The sequence below is a fragment of the Rhodococcus sp. IEGM 1408 genome (assembly GCF_033142235.1).
GTDB lineage: Bacteria > Actinomycetota > Actinomycetes > Mycobacteriales > Mycobacteriaceae > Dietzia.
On record NZ_JAWLRW010000017.1, the window covers coordinates 1,278 to 16,309 of the forward strand.

The following is a 15,032-nucleotide window of genomic DNA, read 5'->3' on the forward strand; positions in this document are numbered from 1 at the left end:
TCCCTGGGGGCGGCCGCCGGGCCCCACACACACTGGCCCCCCAACCACCGACACCCCACCACCGGGGGCGAGAGCCCAACCCCCCACAACCCCCCCTGGGGGGGGGGGCCGGCGCCGGCCCCCCCGCGACGATCGGGTGGTTAGAGCGAGTTGAGCAGATCGCGCATGGTGTCGATTTCCTGTTGCTGGGTGTCAATGATGGTCTGGGCCAGGTCGACGGCAGGCTGGAAACTGCCGTTTTCTACCTCGTCTTCGGCCATGGTGATCGCACCCTCGTGGTGGGCGATCATCTGCTCCAGGAACAGGCGTGCGGCGTCGGTGCCTTCGGCGTCGGACAGTTGCTGCAGTTCATCGTCGCTGAGCATGCCGTCCATCTCGGCCATGTTGTGGCCGCCGGTGCTGCCTTGTGGTTCGGTGGGTTCACCCCACTGGTCGAGCCACTCGGTGAGCTGCTGGATTTCTGGGCCTTGAGCGTTCTTGATCTCCTCGGCCAGCGCTGTGACATCGGCGGGGATGCCGTCCTTGGCCAGAATGATGTCGCTCATCTCGATGGCCTGCTGATGGTGCGGCATCATCATCTGCGCGAACATCACGTCCGCCTCGGAGTGTTCCGCGGCCGCACTGGATGTGGCGGTCGTCGTCGATTCGACGGCCGACGAGCTGACAGATGTCGTGGCTTCGGCGGCGGCGGTGTCGTCGCCGTCGTTGGTGCACGCGGAGAGGGTGAGCAGCGCGGCTGCAGCAACGGTGGTGACTAGCTTGGGCTTGCGGATCATCGTGGGAGTGCCTTTCTCGATGGGTATAGGTCGGGCCTGTGGTGGTTAGGCGAGGTAGGACAGGGTGGTCATCATCCCGGCCTCCTGGTGGTAGGCGTTGTGGCAGTGCAGGGCCCATTGACCGGGGTTGTCGGTATCGAATTCGATCTCGACCGTGCGCATTGGCCGGATCGTGACGGTGTCCTTGCGTAGACCGGTCTCGACAAGCCCGAACGTGTGCCCATGCAGGTGCATCGGATGGAACATGTCCGACATGTTCCGCAAGCGCATGCGCACTCGCTGGCCTTCGTTCACATCCAGCGGCGTGATGTCGGGGTGGGCCCGGCCGTTGAGTGTCCAGCGGTAGGGCGACATGGCACCGCCCATATCGACGCTGTGGTACAGGTCGTGATCTCGCTCGGCGAGGCGCACATGCTGGCGGGGCGTGAGGTCGGTGCCGAGCAACACCTGACGATCGAGTTCGTCCGGCCGGGATTGTGCGGGCAACTCGCCGACCCCGGTGCGCACCAGGGCCTGTCCGTGCCCGGTCTTGCCTTCCGCCTGGGCGAACAAGGGGAATACGCCGTCGCCGAGGGTGACGAGCACGTCGAATCGCTCGCCCATTCCGATCAACAGCGCGTCGGTGTCCTGCGGGACGACGGGGAAGCCGTCGGTGTGGGTGACCGTCATCCGGTGGCCACCTATTCCGACGCGGAAGGCGGTGTCGGCGCCGGCGTTGATGAACCGGAAACGCACCCGCTGCCGCGGTGTGGCGGTGTAGACCACCGGGTCCTCCGGGACCCGACCACCGACCAGAAATAGTGGATAACTCACGTCCCCGGCGCCGCCGAGCAGCGGGGAGAGCATCGCTTCCTCTCCCATGTCCATACCGCCCATCGCGCTGTGGTCCCTCCCGCCCATACCGGCGTCGCCGCTCGCACTCGAGGTGCCGGCGCCGATGCCGAGTTCGCGGGCCACGTCGTCGGGGGTGCGGCCGGTGCCGTCGAGCCAGTCGTCGAGCACCACGATCCATTCGTGGTCGTAGGCGCCGGGCTCATCGGGGTCGTCGATGACCAGCGCGCCGTAGAGTCCGCGGTCGAGTTGGAGCCCGGAATGCGAGTGGTAGAAGTACGTACCCGGATCCGGGACGGTGAACTCGTAGGTGAACTGGCCGCCGGCCGGAGTGGGGTCTTGGGTCAGGCCGGGTACACCGTCCATGTCGTTGCTCAGCGCCAGTCCGTGCCAGTGCACACTCGTCTCCGCTGGCAGCTGATTGTCGACCTCCACCCTCAGCAGGTCCCCGGCGCGGGCCCGTATGAGGGGTCCGGGGAGGTTTTGGTCGTAGCCCCAGGTGGTCACGATGCGCCCACCGAGGTCCACCTCGACTGGACGAGCGGCCAGGCGGGTCGAGACCACCTGCTGGCCGGCGGTGCGGCGCTGCTGCTCGAGCCTTTGCACCACGCCGGACGATGCTGCCACCGGCGCACCGGTCGGTGATCCGGATCCGGAGCAGGCGGACAGCACCCCGGCACCGGTGAGGAGCGATCCGAGCAGGAAGGACCGACGGGTCAGTTCACCCACGGATCGGCTCCTATCGGCCGCTGCCATCGGCAGTCCCGGTGGTCTGTGTCAGCACCTGAGGGGGTGCGACGAATTCGTCGTAGGCGACTTCACCGCGGGCGAAACGCCCTTCGATCACCTGCAGCGGGACAGCCTTCTGTTCGGCGCCTTTTGGGCTGCTCGCGCGGTTGGTACGAAACATGGCGGACATCAGGTAGAGCACCACCGCCCAGAACGCGAGCATGCACACAGCCATGAGGATCCATCCGGTCAAGCTCAGCTCGCCTGCCCAGCCCATCATGATCGTCCCCATCTGTTGGTTCGTGTTCTCAGCCTCGCGCACGAACCCCGGTGATCCGGTCGAGGTTGTATGAAGATTGGCTCAAGAAATCCGGCCGCCACTCCAGCGCACGACCCCGCGGGATTCGGCCACCGCCGAGCGGATCCGCAAAGACCGGGCGTGAGCCCTGCGCCTTAAAAGAACTGTGGCGCCTCACTATCGGTGGCAACTGAACGGGTACGACACCGGCCGAGGGTGCTTCCAGGGGACCAGTCCGAAAGCCACGGTTTTCCGAGCCGATCTACCAGCCTCGGGTTACGTGTCCTGGGGCGCCCACCTCGCTCCCTCGGTGCCAAGGTCAAGATCTCGTGAAGAAACCTGACGACCCGAACTACATACCCCCCAGGGGTATATGATCCTGGTGTGGGATCGCCCCACGGCGTTCGGAGAAAGGACTAAGACGATGACGGCCACCACATACCAAGTTCAGGGGATGACCTGTGGGCATTGCGTATCGTCCGTGAAAACCGCTGTTGGTGCACTGCCCGGCGTGATCGGCGTCGAAGTCAACTTGCAGGCAGGAAGTATGACAACGACCGGAACCGCGACTACCCAGGCCGTATCCCAAGCCGTGGCCGACGCCGGATACGCGATAGTCGCCGCAGGTCAGACGGTCGGTGTCTCCTTGCCCATGGCGAGTGGAACGGGTGGCTGCTGCTGCAGCTGACGGTCAGCCCATTTCGGCCCGATGACGCGATGAACCACGTCCTCGAGCGAACACAGCATTGGCCGGGTGGGCACCCTCGCTCACCCGGCGCTCGACTTCCAGCCGCAAGTCATTGAGAGATGTCCGGGTCGGCATGTGGCCCGCGCGCGTGTGGCCCATACGGTGGCGCCGAGGATGATGGGGGACATGAACTCTTCTGCCCGTGCGCTCGGAACGACAGAAGTCGCCGCACCGACGCCACGTCCGGCCACGGGCTTGCGGGCGATGGTTGTCGAGGACGAGCAGTCTTTGGCCGATGTCGTGGCCACCTACCTCGAACGCGAGGGCTTCGAGGTGACGATCTGCGGCGATGGTCTTCAGGCGGTGACACTGGCCCGGCAAATCGACCCGGACGTCATCGTCCTTGACCTTGGCCTGCCCGGGCTGGACGGGGTGGAGGTCTGCCGGCAGGTTCGCACGCATTCCGACGCCTACATCGTCATGCTCACGGCGCGCACCGAGGAGGTCGATACGCTGATCGGTCTGTCCGTCGGTTCAGACGACTACATGACCAAACCGTTCAGCCCCCGCGAGTTGATGGCCCGAATCCAGGCGATGATGCGTCGCCCGCGAACGGGCCCGGCGGCTGGCGCCCCCGCCCAGGTGGCCGCGGGGGAGTCGCTTCGCAAGTTCGGCGACCTGACGATCGATGTCCAGGGCCGGGAGGTCACCGTCGCCGGAATGCCGGTTGCCCTCACTCGCACCGAGTTCGACATCCTCGCGTCTCTATCGAGGGACCCGGGTGTCGTCTTCAGCCGGCCCCAGCTGATTGCCGCGGTCTGGGGGCCGAACTGGGTCGGCGATGATCACCTCGTCGATGTGCACATCGGACATCTGCGCCGAAAGCTCGGCGACGAGGCCTCTCGAGGGCGCTACGTTCGCACCGTCCGAGGGGTCGGCTACCGAATGGGCACCGGATAGTGAGTTCCCGCTCCGCTGGCCGTACCTTCGTGCCGAGATCATGGCCGCGCCGACTGTTCGCCCGGTCGAGCTTCGGCACCAGGCTGCTCACCGCACTAAGCGTGGTCGTTGTCGGTTGCGCGGTCAGCGCGTGGCTTGTCGCCTCAGCTCTAGCTCCGGGAATCTTCCACGATCACCTGGGCCAGGCCGGCATCGATCACAATTCGGCGGAAGCAGCCCACGTCGAGGAAGCATTCACGGTGTCGATCATCGTGGCGTGGGGGCTGGCGGTGACCATCGCAGTGTTGCTGGCGCTGGTGGTGAGTTGGTATCTCACCCGGAGAGTCCAACACTCCGTCACCGCCGTGACCGCCTCGACCGCCGAGATCGCCGGTGGACGCTACGACACGCGGGTCGTCAGCCCAGGCCTGGGCCGCGAGTTCGACGATCTCGCCGACAGCGTCAACGAACTCGCCCGACGCCTCGACGCCACCGAGACCACCAGACGCAGAATGCTGGCCGACCTCGGACACGAAATGCGCACACCCCTTGCCACCCTCGACTCCTACCTCGAAGCCCTCGACGACGGCATCCACACCTTCGACGACGACGTCCGAACTATTCTGTGGTCGGCTACCCAGCGGCTCGAGAGGCTCGCCTCGGACATCGTCGACGTCTCCCGCGCGGAAGAACACCTCACCCGCCTTCGCCCAAGTTCGACAACAACACGGGCCCTTGTTACCAGCGCGGTCGACGCCGTCCGAGAACGATACGAGAACAAGGGAGTCCAGCTACACACCCGTGTCGACGCCGCGCCGGTGGCGGTGGACACCGACCGCATTGGACAAGTACTCGGCAATCTCCTGGACAACGCACTTCGCCACACCCCCGCCGGCGGCACCGTCACCGTCACCAGCGGGCAGGTAGGGCGCCGCCACGTCGAGATCACCGTGTCGGACTCCGGCGAAGGAATCGCCCCACACCACCTCGACCACCTCTTTGACCGCTTCTACCGAGCCGACACCTCACGCGGCCGCCACAGCGGCGGCAGCGGTATCGGCCTGACAATCACTCGCGCACTCGTCGAAGCCCACGGAGGGCACATTCGAGCGCACAGCGACGGGCCCGGCCGAGGTGCGAGCTTCACTGTCGAAATTCCAAAGCCGGACTAAAGACGACTCAGGTGGCCGCCGGGCCGAGGGGGTCAGGGGCGGTCATGCCAGTACGCCTGAGAATCCGTCGGTGGCGTCGAGGTAGCCGACATCACGCAAGGCCGCCTCGAGGACCCGGGCGTACGGAAGATGCAGTTCGGTAGCCATGCCGTCGAGAGTCGCTCGGGCCGGCAGGCCGCGCAGACCGCGGGTGCGCCACAAGTACAGATTTTGGCGGGTGATCCCGATGCGGCGGGCCAGCTCGGCCTCACTGACGCCGTAGGCACGCTTGTGAGCATCAATGAGCTCGACCAGGCGAGGGGTTTCCATAGTCCCGAGTATTCGCCTGCGCTGAGTATGTCGTCAAGTAGTAGTGGACACTATGGACAAGTACCACTTTACATAACGGCGCTTATCGGCACTCGTGAATCTGCTGGGCAGTGCGGGTTTTTGTATGGCCGAGTGTCGGGGCCGGGGTTCCGCGCGTTGGACTTCAATCGAAAACTATGCAGCTATAGCATTTTCTGTATACACAGCTAGATTTCGGTATAGTTCGCCTCATGGATCCCGCTCTCAACCCGTATACGCCCGGTTCCGGTCGTCGGCCCCACTCGTTGCAGGGTCGGGACCGGGAGATTGAGGCGTTTGACTTGTTGGTGGCGCGGGCGAAGGCGCGGCGTTATGACCGCGGCATGATCCTTAGTGGGCTTCGGGGTGTGGGTAAGACGGCGCTGTTGAACCACCTGCGGGCGCACGCCGAGCACCACGGTTGGTTCACCGTCCGGTTGGAGGCGCAGAACTCGGAATCGGGTGCACGGGTCAATCACAAGCAGTTGGCGACCGGGCTGCGTCACGGTCTGCGCAAGTTCAGTACCAAGCACGCTCTGAAGCAGGCAGCTGAAGGTGTGATGGGCCTGATCGAGGGTTCGTCACTGTCGGTGGCCGGGGTGTCTGTCCGGGCGCCAGCGTCGCGGTCGGCCGAGGACACGCTGTTCGACGTGGAGGAGATCGTCGAGGCTGCCAGCGAGATGGTCCGGTCCAAGGGTGTTGCGCTGGCGGTGTTCGTCGACGAGATGCAGGACCTCGAGGCGGATCTGACTGCAGCGTTGATTGTGACGCAACATCGGGCAAGCCAAGAAGGTTGGCCGTTCTATGTCATCGGCGCGGGGCTGCCGAACCTGCCGGCGTTTCTGGCGGACTCGCGCTCGTATGCGGAGCGCTTGTTCCTCTACTGCAAGATCGGTCCCCTGGATGATGCCGCTGCGCGGCAGGCGCTGGTGGATCCGGCGGAGTCGGTCGGGGGCCGGTACAGCCCCGAGGCTTTGGGCAAGCTCGTCGCCGCCGCTGAGGGGTACCCGTACTTCCTTCAAGAATTCGGGTCGGCGATGTGGGAGGTGGCCGCCGGAACGCCGTTCCAGCTCGAAGACGCCGACTTGGCTATCGAGGCTGGGACCGCACTGCTGGACCGTGGATTTTTCCCCTCCCGCTGGGACCGGGCCACGCCGGCAGAACGGAAGTACCTGCGTGCTATCGCCGCCACTGGAGAGACCGCCCCCAAGACGTCGTCGTTGTCGATTGCCCAGACCACAGCCGGGCCGCTGCGCGCCGCGGCGATCCGCAAGGGCATCGTCTACTCCCCTGAGCACGGACGGATCAGCTTCACGGTGCCGGGCATGGCGACGTTCATCGCTAGGCAGATCGACACCGACGAGTAAGCCGGCCCGGCGGAACTGGTTCCGGCGATATGTGCCTATGGATACAAGTGGCATCGAACAGGAACGGCGGAGATGGCGATGAGCGGAATCGAAGAGATGCTCCTGGCAGCCCAGCGAGACAAGCAGGGCCAGACGATCGCCCGAGCTGTGGAGCGCTCGCGGGTGGCTGCCGGCCAGAGCGGGGAGCCAGATGCGGCGTGGTCGATGGGCGAGAAGCTTCTGAACGCGCTGGTCTTTGGAAGCGCGGATCAGCTCGAGGCGCTTGGTTACTCCGAGGCGGAGGCAATCGACAGACTGCGGTACGACTTCGGCGCAACGAGCGAGGAGTTTCCAGCGGTGCTCGACCGAATCAGATCCGAACTCTAGGAAGCGGCAGTCATGTGGGACCTGCAGACTGCGCTGCAGGCGGCCGCACTGGTGACTGTCGCGTCGGTTCTGGCGCCACCGCTGGCCCGAGGGCTGGGAGGGATCTGCGCGGTCATCGGATTGTTCGGTGCGATGCAGTCGAGCTCCTGGGCGCCGACCGTGGCAGCTCTCGGGTCACTGGCCTGGTTCGTTGGACACTGGTCCTTCGCGGTACGTCACGGGCGTCCACTATCGGTCGCGTCTAGCTCGAGTACTGATCGATATGACGCCGCTGCGGTGGACGGTTCCAAGGTATTGGCAGCTTCGCAGCGGGCGGCGACTAGTGGCCGCCCGCTGACACATCTCGTGTCCCGATAAAGCAGAAAAGGCACCGCCGATTGGCGGGGCCTTTGTTGTGAGTGAGTGTACGCCCGAGACTAGAACAGCGGAGGCGTGTCCAGGGGTGCTGTGGTACCACTTGCGCGGGCGTAGGCGGCCGCGTCCCATCCGCCGGCGACCGCGTCTCTCACGGCCAGCGAGCGGGCGTGGCGGTCTGATCTTTCGGCGAGGTTTCGGATGATTCCGGTGCGTCCGCAGGCGACGGCGTAGAGCAGGTTCGCTGATTGGGTTGAGGCGATGAGGTGGCCCGGGTCTACGCGAACGCAGAGGGGTTCGTTGCAGCGGTGCTCACCGATCGCACCCTCGCTCATCTCGCCGGCGATGAGCAGAGCGAACCGGTGAGCGTACTCGGTGCGGCTGACGCCGGCTGACCGCCAACTGATCCTGCCGTAGCCATCTGACACCGCACCCGCCCAGATGTGACATCCGTGGCCGGGAGCCTTGACGATGCGTGACCGGAATGCCGCGATCGCGGCGTCAGTGGGGGGCAGTGTCGGATCGTACGGCCTCGACCGAGTGGGAGACGACTGTGCCCGTGGTCCGGAGTCCAGCCCGGGCAGCGGGATGTCGCCGAACCACGGACGGTCGAAGGGGTCAGTGGTGCTCGGCACCGTGGCTACCCGAGTGGTGGCCGGTGTCCTGAGTGGTCTGCTCGCCGGACTTGTCATCCGGCGGGGTGGCGACCTCGTTGTCGGTCTCGTCCTCACTGTTCTTGGCGCTGCGGATGGCGGCGCCGACCTCGCGGGCAGATAGTCCGGTCATCTCGGCGAGATCGCCCTGGGCGACGCCGAGGTCCCGGAGCTCGATGAGCGCGTCACCGAGCGCCGCTTCAGCGGCTTCGCGGGCGTCGATCGCGGAGAACACGGCGATGAGTTTGGTTTCGCGCTTGCGTGCGCGCTCCAATTCGACGGCCATTGCTTTGCGGGCGCGAGCACGCGCGGTCTGTGAACCTGAATCAGTCTTCGCGAGGGTCATACGCTCGACCCTATTGCTCTCTTCCCTCCCCCGCAATCCGCAACTTAGGCCACATCTCGCGTCACACTTTCGCACCACCGCAGGTACTTTGCCCCGATTGGGCCCGCCACAAACCTCGATCGCTTCCGCTCCTTTTAACAGTCATACACAGTATGCACTCCAAGTGGTGGGGGGAAATGCCTGGTCAGAGCCCCGCCGACGGCGGGGCCGCCCACGTCCGTGGACGCGGGCATTTCTGGCCCATAGGCTGGGGGCCATGATGAGCCTCAGGGCGGTGCACGCCGGGACTGGATACCAGTACCTGCTGCGCTCTGTGGCCACCCATGACGGCCCCCGAGAGTCGGGGCAATCCCTATCGGACTACTACGCCGCCAAGGGCACCCCACCGGGCAGATGGATCGGCTCCGGGCTCGACGGTCTTGCCTCCCCTACGGTGCAGAGCCGGGCAGAGGTGACCGAGTCGCAGATGGCCGCGCTGTACGGCGAAGGCCTGCACCCGGACACCGACGAGATGCTCGCAGCCGGTACCGCACTGGCCGGATGCAAACTCGGTCGAGCGTTGCCCACCTACACCGGAGACAAGCCGGTCCTGGTGGCACTCGCCGCCGCCGAGAAGCAGTTCCGCCAGGAAAACAATCGTCTGCCCACTACCAGTGACCGGGCGGTTATGGCCGAGCAGATCGGGCGACCGTTCTACCTGGAGCAGGGCGGCTACGACCACGCCTCCGGCGCCGATGTCATCGCGTGGGTCAACCGGGAACGCGACCAGGTGCAGCAGGCAGTGTCCGGGTTCGATTTCACGTTCTCCCCGGTGAAAAGTGTCAGCGTCCTGTGGGCGCTAGCCGACGAGCAGACGGCCATGAGGATCGCCGCGATTCATCACGAAGCCGTGGCCGAAGCGCTGGCCTGGGCCGAGGACAATGCGATCTACACCCGCCGGGGTGCGGGCGGGATCGAGCAGGTGAAGACCAAGGGGATTCTCGCTAGCGAGTTCACCCACTTCGACACCCGAGGTGGGGACCCGGACCTGCACTCCCACGTGCTCATCGCCAACAAAGTCCAGGCCCCCGACGGGACCTGGAAGTCCCTCGATGGGCAGGCGATCTTCCAGATGCACCAGGCAATCTCCGCACGGTATGACACCGCACTGCACGACCGCCTCGCCCGCGAGATGGGCGTGGAGTTCGCTGCTCACTACCCGTCCCCGGACAAGGCTCCGGTGTGGGAGATCGCCGGTGTCGACCGGTCGCTGATCGAGCGGTTTTCCTCCCGCCGGGCGTTGGCCCGCCCGGTGTACGAGCAGCTGGTCGCGCAGTACGTGGCGGACCACGGGCGTCAGCCCTCCCAGCGGGCCGGGTACGCCCTGTGGCAGAAGGCCATCTTGGATACCCGCGATGGGAAAAAAGCCGCCCAGTCGTTGGCCGAGCACCGCGCCGCGTGGCGGGAAACCGCCGTGGAGGCCGTCGGCGCCGAGAAGGTCGAGGGGCTCTTAGACCAGGTCCGCGCACACGCCCATGAGAGCCAGACCCGGCCGCTGTTCGACGCTGACACCCACGCCCGCGAGGTGGCCGCCCAGGCGATCGGCGCGGTGACAACCAAGCGGGCGCAGTTCCGCCGCTCGCACGTCGATACCGCGGTGTCGACGGTGCTCAAGGGGTTCCGGTTCGCCTCCGATGCTGACCGTGTTGCGGCGCACGATCAGGTGATGGACCGCGCCATGAGCGAGCAGGTCATCTGCCTTACACCGGGGGAAGTTCTTCCCCTGCCGGAGGCGCTGACGACCGCCTCAGGGGCCGGGATCGACGCCCGCGCCAACGCTGAGAAGTTCACCACCCGCGCCGTCCTGGACGCCGAGCAGACCACCCTGGATGCGGCCACCACATCGGTGGCGGTGTTCGCCGGCCACCAGGTGATCGAGGACGCGCTGGCCCGTCACGAACAGGACAACGGCTGGGCGCTTAACGAGGGTCAAGCCGCCCTGGCCCGGCACCTGGTCAACGCCGGCACTCTGGTCGCGGCCGGGGTCGGGCCGGCCGGCACCGGCAAGTCCACCGCAATGGCGGTGGTCGCCGCCGCGTGGCGTGATACGGGCCGCACCGTGATCGGCCTGGCCCCCTCTGCCGCCGCTGCGAGCGTGCTCGCCGAGGAGATCGGCGTGGACTGCCACACCATCGACTCGCTGACCTTCACCTGGCGCGGACTGCACCCCACCGAGCCCGGTGAGACCCTGTCGGCGCTGCCGACGAAGATCCGCCCCGGTGACATGCTCCTGGTCGACGAGGCCGGAATGTCCTCAACGGAAAACCTGGCGGCGCTGACGGAGATCGCCCAGCAGTCCGGGGCCGTGGTGCGGCTGATCGGTGACCACAAACAGCTCGCCGCAGTCGAGACCGGCGGGTTGTTCGGTGAGGTCGCCCGCACCCCGGGAACAGTCCAGCTCGACCAAGTCATGCGCACCGGCAAAGACACCGAGCAGGCCGCCGCGACCCTCGCCCTGCGCGACGGCGACACCGACGCCCTCCAGCTGTACTCGGAGCGTGGGTGGGTGCGTGGTGGGCACCGGGAGCAGATGCTGACCGATGCCGTCGGGGCCTACCTCGCCGACACCGCACAGGGCCGCAAGAGCCTGATCATCGCCTCCCGCAACGCCGACGTCGACACCATGAACGAGATCATCCGCGCCGACCGGATCGCCGCCGGTGTCGTGGACACCAGCCGGGAAATCAGTGTCGCTCGCGGCGACACGGTCGGGGTCGGTGATGTGGTCATCGCCCGCAAGAACCAGCTGCTCCACGCCGAGGACCGCCGCCCCCTGGGCCGGGTCATCAACGGCCAGATGTTCACCGTCACCGGCCTCACCGACGACGGCGATCTAGCGGTGGTCGACCTGGGCACCGGTACCGCGCAACTCATCCCCGCCGACTACGCCGCCCGCAACGTCCACCTCGGCTACGCCTCCACAATCCACCGCGCCCAAGGCTCCACCGTGGAGACCACCCACGCCGTGGTCGACGCATCGGTGGACCGGGCCGGGCTGTACGTGGCCATGACCCGAGGCCGCCACGAGAACCGCGCCTACGCCGTGTGCGAACCGGCCCTGGACCCGTTCGCCGAGGACGCCCACATGCACTCCGCCGGCGACACAGACGCCCCCGAACCTCTCGAGGTACTGGCCACCGTGCTGGGCCGCGACACCCGGCACCGCACCGCAACCGAAACCCTGCGAACCGAGCTGGACGAGGCCACCGACCCGGCCCGCGTCGAAGGGCTGTACCGGCACGGGGTGGACCTCGCGGCAGCGGCGTTCACCGCAGCGACCCTGCCCGACTACCTCGATGCCCTGCCCCGCGCCCACCAGATCGACCCCGACAGCGGGCAGTACGCCATCCTGGAATCGGCGTGGACCGCTGCGGCCAAGGCCGGGCGCGACCCACGCGAGCACTGGGCGAACATCACCGACGACATCGACAGCGCCAGCGCCCCAGGCGCACTCATCGCCTCCCGACTGCGCGAGGTGACCGAAGCGCCCAGCGAACTCCCTGCCCCTCCCCCACTCGCCCCGAGTACCGACACCGAACTTCATGCGTGGCTGGTTGCCGCCCGCGCGGAGCTGACCGGCGATAGCGATGATGACACCGACCAGGCGCGCGAGGCGGCACTAGAGATAGTGAATGGATCGCGGGAGGGGCGGCTGACCGATGAGCAGTTGGACACTGAGCTCAAGGACGCCCAGGCCAGCCTCAAGGACCTCCAGGCAGCGCACGAGCGCCGTGCCTTGCTTTCGCGCCAGCGGGACGACCACGAGCGGCAGGTCCGGAACGCACACCGCGAGCTCGATGCCCGGGTGGAGGCGATCGAGGCGGCCCGCCCGCTGGCCGAAAATCTGAACCGCTGCCGGCAGAAGCTGCGCCAGAGCCAGCAACAGCGGGCCTCGGCGCAGCACGAACTGGGCAGTCTGGGGCGCCTTGCGATGCGTCGGCGCCGTGAGCTTCAGGACCTGCTGGAGACCACGAAGGTCGAACACGAGATGTACACCACAGAAGCCCAGGCGTGGTCTGACGCGCTGGCCCGCATCACCCCTGATCCCGGGCCGGAGCACACCTGGGATGACACGGTGGCCCGCGCCGCCGACACCGCCGCCCGCGAGCAGGATCTCGCCGAGGCTGCCCAGCGGGACCAGCCCATGCTCCTGCCCTGGGACGAGCAGGAATCGGCGCAAGCTGCGCACCGGCTCGGGAACTCCCAGCAGCTGGTGGAGCAGTTAGTGGCCGAAACTGCGCGGCGAAACGGTCTGACAGATCCGCAGCGCGAGCTCGAACAGCAGGTGCGCCAGGAGGAAGCGGAGCGCCAGACCCAGGAATTGCTCGACGCGATCACCAACACGCTTACCTCCCCGGGCGATCCCTCGACTCTCGAGATAATGCGAAGGTCGTACCGTGCTGGCCTGGAGGCCGAAGAAGAAGCCGCGGCCCGGGATGCCGACACCAATTCCGGACATTGGGGCAGCTCCACATCGCCCAGGCCCGACAGCGGCCCCGACATTGGGTTCTAGATATCTAAGGGGATCACCGCAATTGTCGGTCCCGTGAACCCTGGCACCAGCGCGGCGCCCGGCCGCCTTATCTCCACGGCTGTGAGTGCTCACGCCGCGGTAGCCCATTGATGGGGCGCGGCCAGCACGTCTGCTGCGGGCAGCGCGGCGCGGGCGGCGGCCACCAGCTCCCACCAACTACCGGGGTCTGCCTCGCGGTGGCGATCCTGCATAGTCATGGCTGCTCCCCACGTGGTGGCCTCCACCGGCGGCCCGGTCGCGGTGGCCCCGTACGCCAGAGCGATGTCGACGGGGTGGACCTGCTCGGCCTCGGCCAAGCTGGGGAAACTCCCCCACTCGGCAAGCGCGTCTGAGTCTTCTGCCTGGTAGCGGGTGGTGAACCACCAGACGAACACCGCCGATTGCAGCCGGTACAGGCGCACCCGATCTGCATGCGCTCCCGTCACCCCAGCTGCTGCGGCGGCTCGGGTCAGGCGGGAGCGCCCCTGGTAGGCGCGCCCGCTTGAGGTGCATAAACCGAGGGCCTGCAGGGCACGAAGTTTGCTGCGCACCGTGGCCGCGCACACGCCCAAGCGTGCCGCCAGCTCCCCCACCGGCACCCGCCCGGTTCGCAAGAGGTCCCACACCCGCATCCCCAGCACACCCAGCGGGCGGGCGTGCCAGATGTCCGCGCGAGCGCATTCCAACTCCTCATGGAGTTGCTGCTCCAGGGCTGGAGTAAATACTGCGCCACTTCTTGTCTCCCCGCCCCCGTGGATAGCCACCCGCCAGGTCGCAGCCCACGGGCCCACCGCTCGCTGCGTGCGAAGGATCCACCCCCCGCGGGTGAGGTCGGTGAGTCGGTCAGCGACGGTGTCCCGTGCCAGGCCTGCGGCTAGGGCCCAGTCACGTTCGGAGAAGTGGACCTCTTCGGACGCTGCCGTGAGGACGCGCGCCGCCAAGGCGAGCAGGACGAGCCTGCTCTGCGCTCCTGTTTTGCCCTGCCACTGCTCAGGCTGTGCGTCCACGCGAGCGATCAGATCGGCGACGACGTGTTCGGCGGTGCGGCGGGCCGGGCTGATCGTGCTCGAGGCGCGGGTGGTGAAGCTGGCGGCAGTGACGGCTTTGGCCCACTGACGAGCCAGCTCTGGTCCGCCGTCCAGCCGGGGGGTACGGCCGTCTGCGGTGCGGTGGGTGCGCAGGAATTCCAGACCGGGCCAGTTCTCGGTGAAGGCGGCTCTGGCGAGGTCGCGGTACTGCATACGAGCGTGTGCACACGCGAGCACGATCGACCAGCCAATCGCGGAGGCATCACCGCCGGTGGTGATCGGGGTGGCGGCAAGGGCGCGGATCTTGGCTGGCAATGGGCGGCGTGGCCCGGCCAGATGCGGATGGCCTTCGACATCGACATGCACGGGCAGGGTGGCAACCGTGCGGTTCGCCTCGGCGGCCGCATGAGGGCGGGCGCCAAGATGCTCGACAACCCGCTTGAGCGCACGCAAAGATGCGGGGCGAATGTCGGTGTCACCCAGGGGTACCGAGGTTCCGCCGGAGCGGTGGGGCGAGCCCGGGGCGCGGACACAACCGGTGCGCGGGTTCGCCAGTGGGCCGCGGTCAAGTGAGGGCCACGCGGCGGCGAATGCGTCCACTACTGG

General features: G+C 67.0%; 13 protein-coding genes. 6 read left to right on the forward strand and 7 right to left on the reverse strand.

Going from position 1 to position 15,032, the window contains the following annotated elements; translation table 11 throughout:
• Positions 1-140: 140 nt before the first annotated feature.
• The 3 genes from R4P08_RS17480 to R4P08_RS17490 are packed head-to-tail and all read right to left on the reverse strand — an operon-like array spanning position 141 to position 2,658.
• Entirely contained in the window at positions 141-776 is a 636-nt protein-coding gene (locus R4P08_RS17480) for a DUF305 domain-containing protein (protein ID WP_317815149.1), read from the reverse strand.
• 45 nt (positions 777-821) lie between these two features.
• The gene (locus R4P08_RS17485) at positions 822-2,336 is read right to left on the reverse strand and encodes a multicopper oxidase family protein (protein WP_317815150.1); all 1,515 of its coding nucleotides are present in this window, start codon (positions 2,334-2,336) and stop codon (positions 822-824) included.
• A 10-nt stretch (positions 2,337-2,346) separates the two neighbouring features.
• The gene (locus R4P08_RS17490) at positions 2,347-2,658 is read right to left on the reverse strand and encodes an SHOCT domain-containing protein (protein WP_317815151.1); all 312 of its coding nucleotides are present in this window, start codon (positions 2,656-2,658) and stop codon (positions 2,347-2,349) included.
• A 400-nt stretch (positions 2,659-3,058) separates the two neighbouring features.
• On the opposite strand from R4P08_RS17490, the gene R4P08_RS17495 reads away from it, so the two are divergent.
• The 3 genes from R4P08_RS17495 (at position 3,059) to R4P08_RS17505 (ending at position 5,433) form a co-directional block, all read left to right on the forward strand.
• On the forward strand, positions 3,059-3,322 hold the full coding sequence (locus tag R4P08_RS17495; protein ID WP_317815152.1) for a heavy-metal-associated domain-containing protein: 264 nt from the start codon (positions 3,059-3,061) through the stop codon (positions 3,320-3,322).
• 264 nt (positions 3,323-3,586) lie between these two features.
• The gene (locus R4P08_RS17500; protein ID WP_317815173.1) at positions 3,587-4,282 is read left to right on the forward strand and encodes a response regulator transcription factor; all 696 of its coding nucleotides are present in this window, start codon (positions 3,587-3,589) and stop codon (positions 4,280-4,282) included.
• Positions 4,283-4,311: 29 nt separating this feature from the next.
• Entirely contained in the window at positions 4,312-5,433 is a 1,122-nt protein-coding gene (locus R4P08_RS17505) for a sensor histidine kinase (RefSeq protein ID WP_317815153.1), read from the forward strand.
• 42 nt (positions 5,434-5,475) lie between these two features.
• Here the strand turns inward: R4P08_RS17505 and R4P08_RS17510 are convergent, their stop codons facing one another.
• Positions 5,476-5,742: an XRE family transcriptional regulator gene (locus R4P08_RS17510; protein ID WP_317815154.1), complete on the reverse strand. Its 267-nt coding sequence runs from the start codon at positions 5,740-5,742 to the stop codon at positions 5,476-5,478.
• A 230-nt stretch (positions 5,743-5,972) separates the two neighbouring features.
• Here R4P08_RS17510 and R4P08_RS17515 point away from each other — a divergent pair, with 230 nt between their 5' ends.
• Entirely contained in the window at positions 5,973-7,127 is a 1,155-nt protein-coding gene (locus R4P08_RS17515; protein ID WP_317815155.1) for an ATP-binding protein, read from the forward strand.
• 78 nt (positions 7,128-7,205) lie between these two features.
• Positions 7,206-7,493 (forward strand): hypothetical protein, encoded by a 288-nt coding sequence (locus R4P08_RS17520; protein ID WP_317815156.1) that lies wholly within the window; start codon positions 7,206-7,208, stop codon positions 7,491-7,493.
• Between the two features lie 416 nt (positions 7,494-7,909).
• Here the strand turns inward: R4P08_RS17520 and R4P08_RS17525 are convergent, their stop codons facing one another.
• Both R4P08_RS17525 and R4P08_RS17530 read right to left on the reverse strand, forming a co-directional pair.
• Complete coding sequence (locus R4P08_RS17525; RefSeq protein ID WP_317815157.1) at positions 7,910-8,482, reverse strand: hypothetical protein; 573 nt, start codon at positions 8,480-8,482, stop codon at positions 7,910-7,912.
• On the reverse strand, positions 8,466-8,846 hold the full coding sequence (locus tag R4P08_RS17530) for a hypothetical protein (RefSeq protein ID WP_317815158.1): 381 nt from the start codon (positions 8,844-8,846) through the stop codon (positions 8,466-8,468). The genes R4P08_RS17525 and R4P08_RS17530 overlap by 17 nt, the downstream gene beginning before the upstream one ends.
• Before the next feature lie 256 nt (positions 8,847-9,102).
• Between R4P08_RS17530 and mobF the strand changes: the two genes are divergently transcribed.
• A complete protein-coding gene (gene mobF, locus R4P08_RS17535; RefSeq protein ID WP_317815159.1) occupies positions 9,103-13,398 on the forward strand; it encodes a MobF family relaxase in 4,296 nt (1,431 codons plus the stop codon).
• Between the two features lie 89 nt (positions 13,399-13,487).
• On the opposite strand, the gene R4P08_RS17540 is transcribed toward mobF, so the two are convergent.
• Positions 13,488-14,639, reverse strand: a complete 1,152-nt coding sequence (locus R4P08_RS17540; RefSeq protein WP_317815160.1) for a hypothetical protein — start codon at positions 14,637-14,639, stop codon at positions 13,488-13,490.
• Positions 14,640-15,032: the final 393 nt, after the last annotated feature.

Coding starts and splice junctions, on each gene's coding strand:
- R4P08_RS17495 (WP_317815152.1), top strand. CDS start 3,059: ATGACGGCCACCACATACCAAGTTCAGGGGATGACCTGTGGGCATTGC.
- R4P08_RS17500 (WP_317815173.1), top strand. CDS start 3,587: ATGGTTGTCGAGGACGAGCAGTCTTTGGCCGATGTCGTGGCCACCTAC.
- R4P08_RS17510 (WP_317815154.1), bottom strand. CDS start 5,742: ATGGAAACCCCTCGCCTGGTCGAGCTCATTGATGCTCACAAGCGTGCC.
- R4P08_RS17530 (WP_317815158.1), bottom strand. CDS start 8,846: ATGACCCTCGCGAAGACTGATTCAGGTTCACAGACCGCGCGTGCTCGC.
- R4P08_RS17515 (WP_317815155.1), top strand. CDS start 5,973: ATGGATCCCGCTCTCAACCCGTATACGCCCGGTTCCGGTCGTCGGCCC.
- R4P08_RS17480 (WP_317815149.1), bottom strand. CDS start 776: ATGATCCGCAAGCCCAAGCTAGTCACCACCGTTGCTGCAGCCGCGCTG.
- R4P08_RS17520 (WP_317815156.1), top strand. CDS start 7,206: ATGAGCGGAATCGAAGAGATGCTCCTGGCAGCCCAGCGAGACAAGCAG.
- R4P08_RS17540 (WP_317815160.1), bottom strand. CDS start 14,639: ATGCAGTACCGCGACCTCGCCAGAGCCGCCTTCACCGAGAACTGGCCC.
- mobF (WP_317815159.1), top strand. CDS start 9,103: ATGATGAGCCTCAGGGCGGTGCACGCCGGGACTGGATACCAGTACCTG.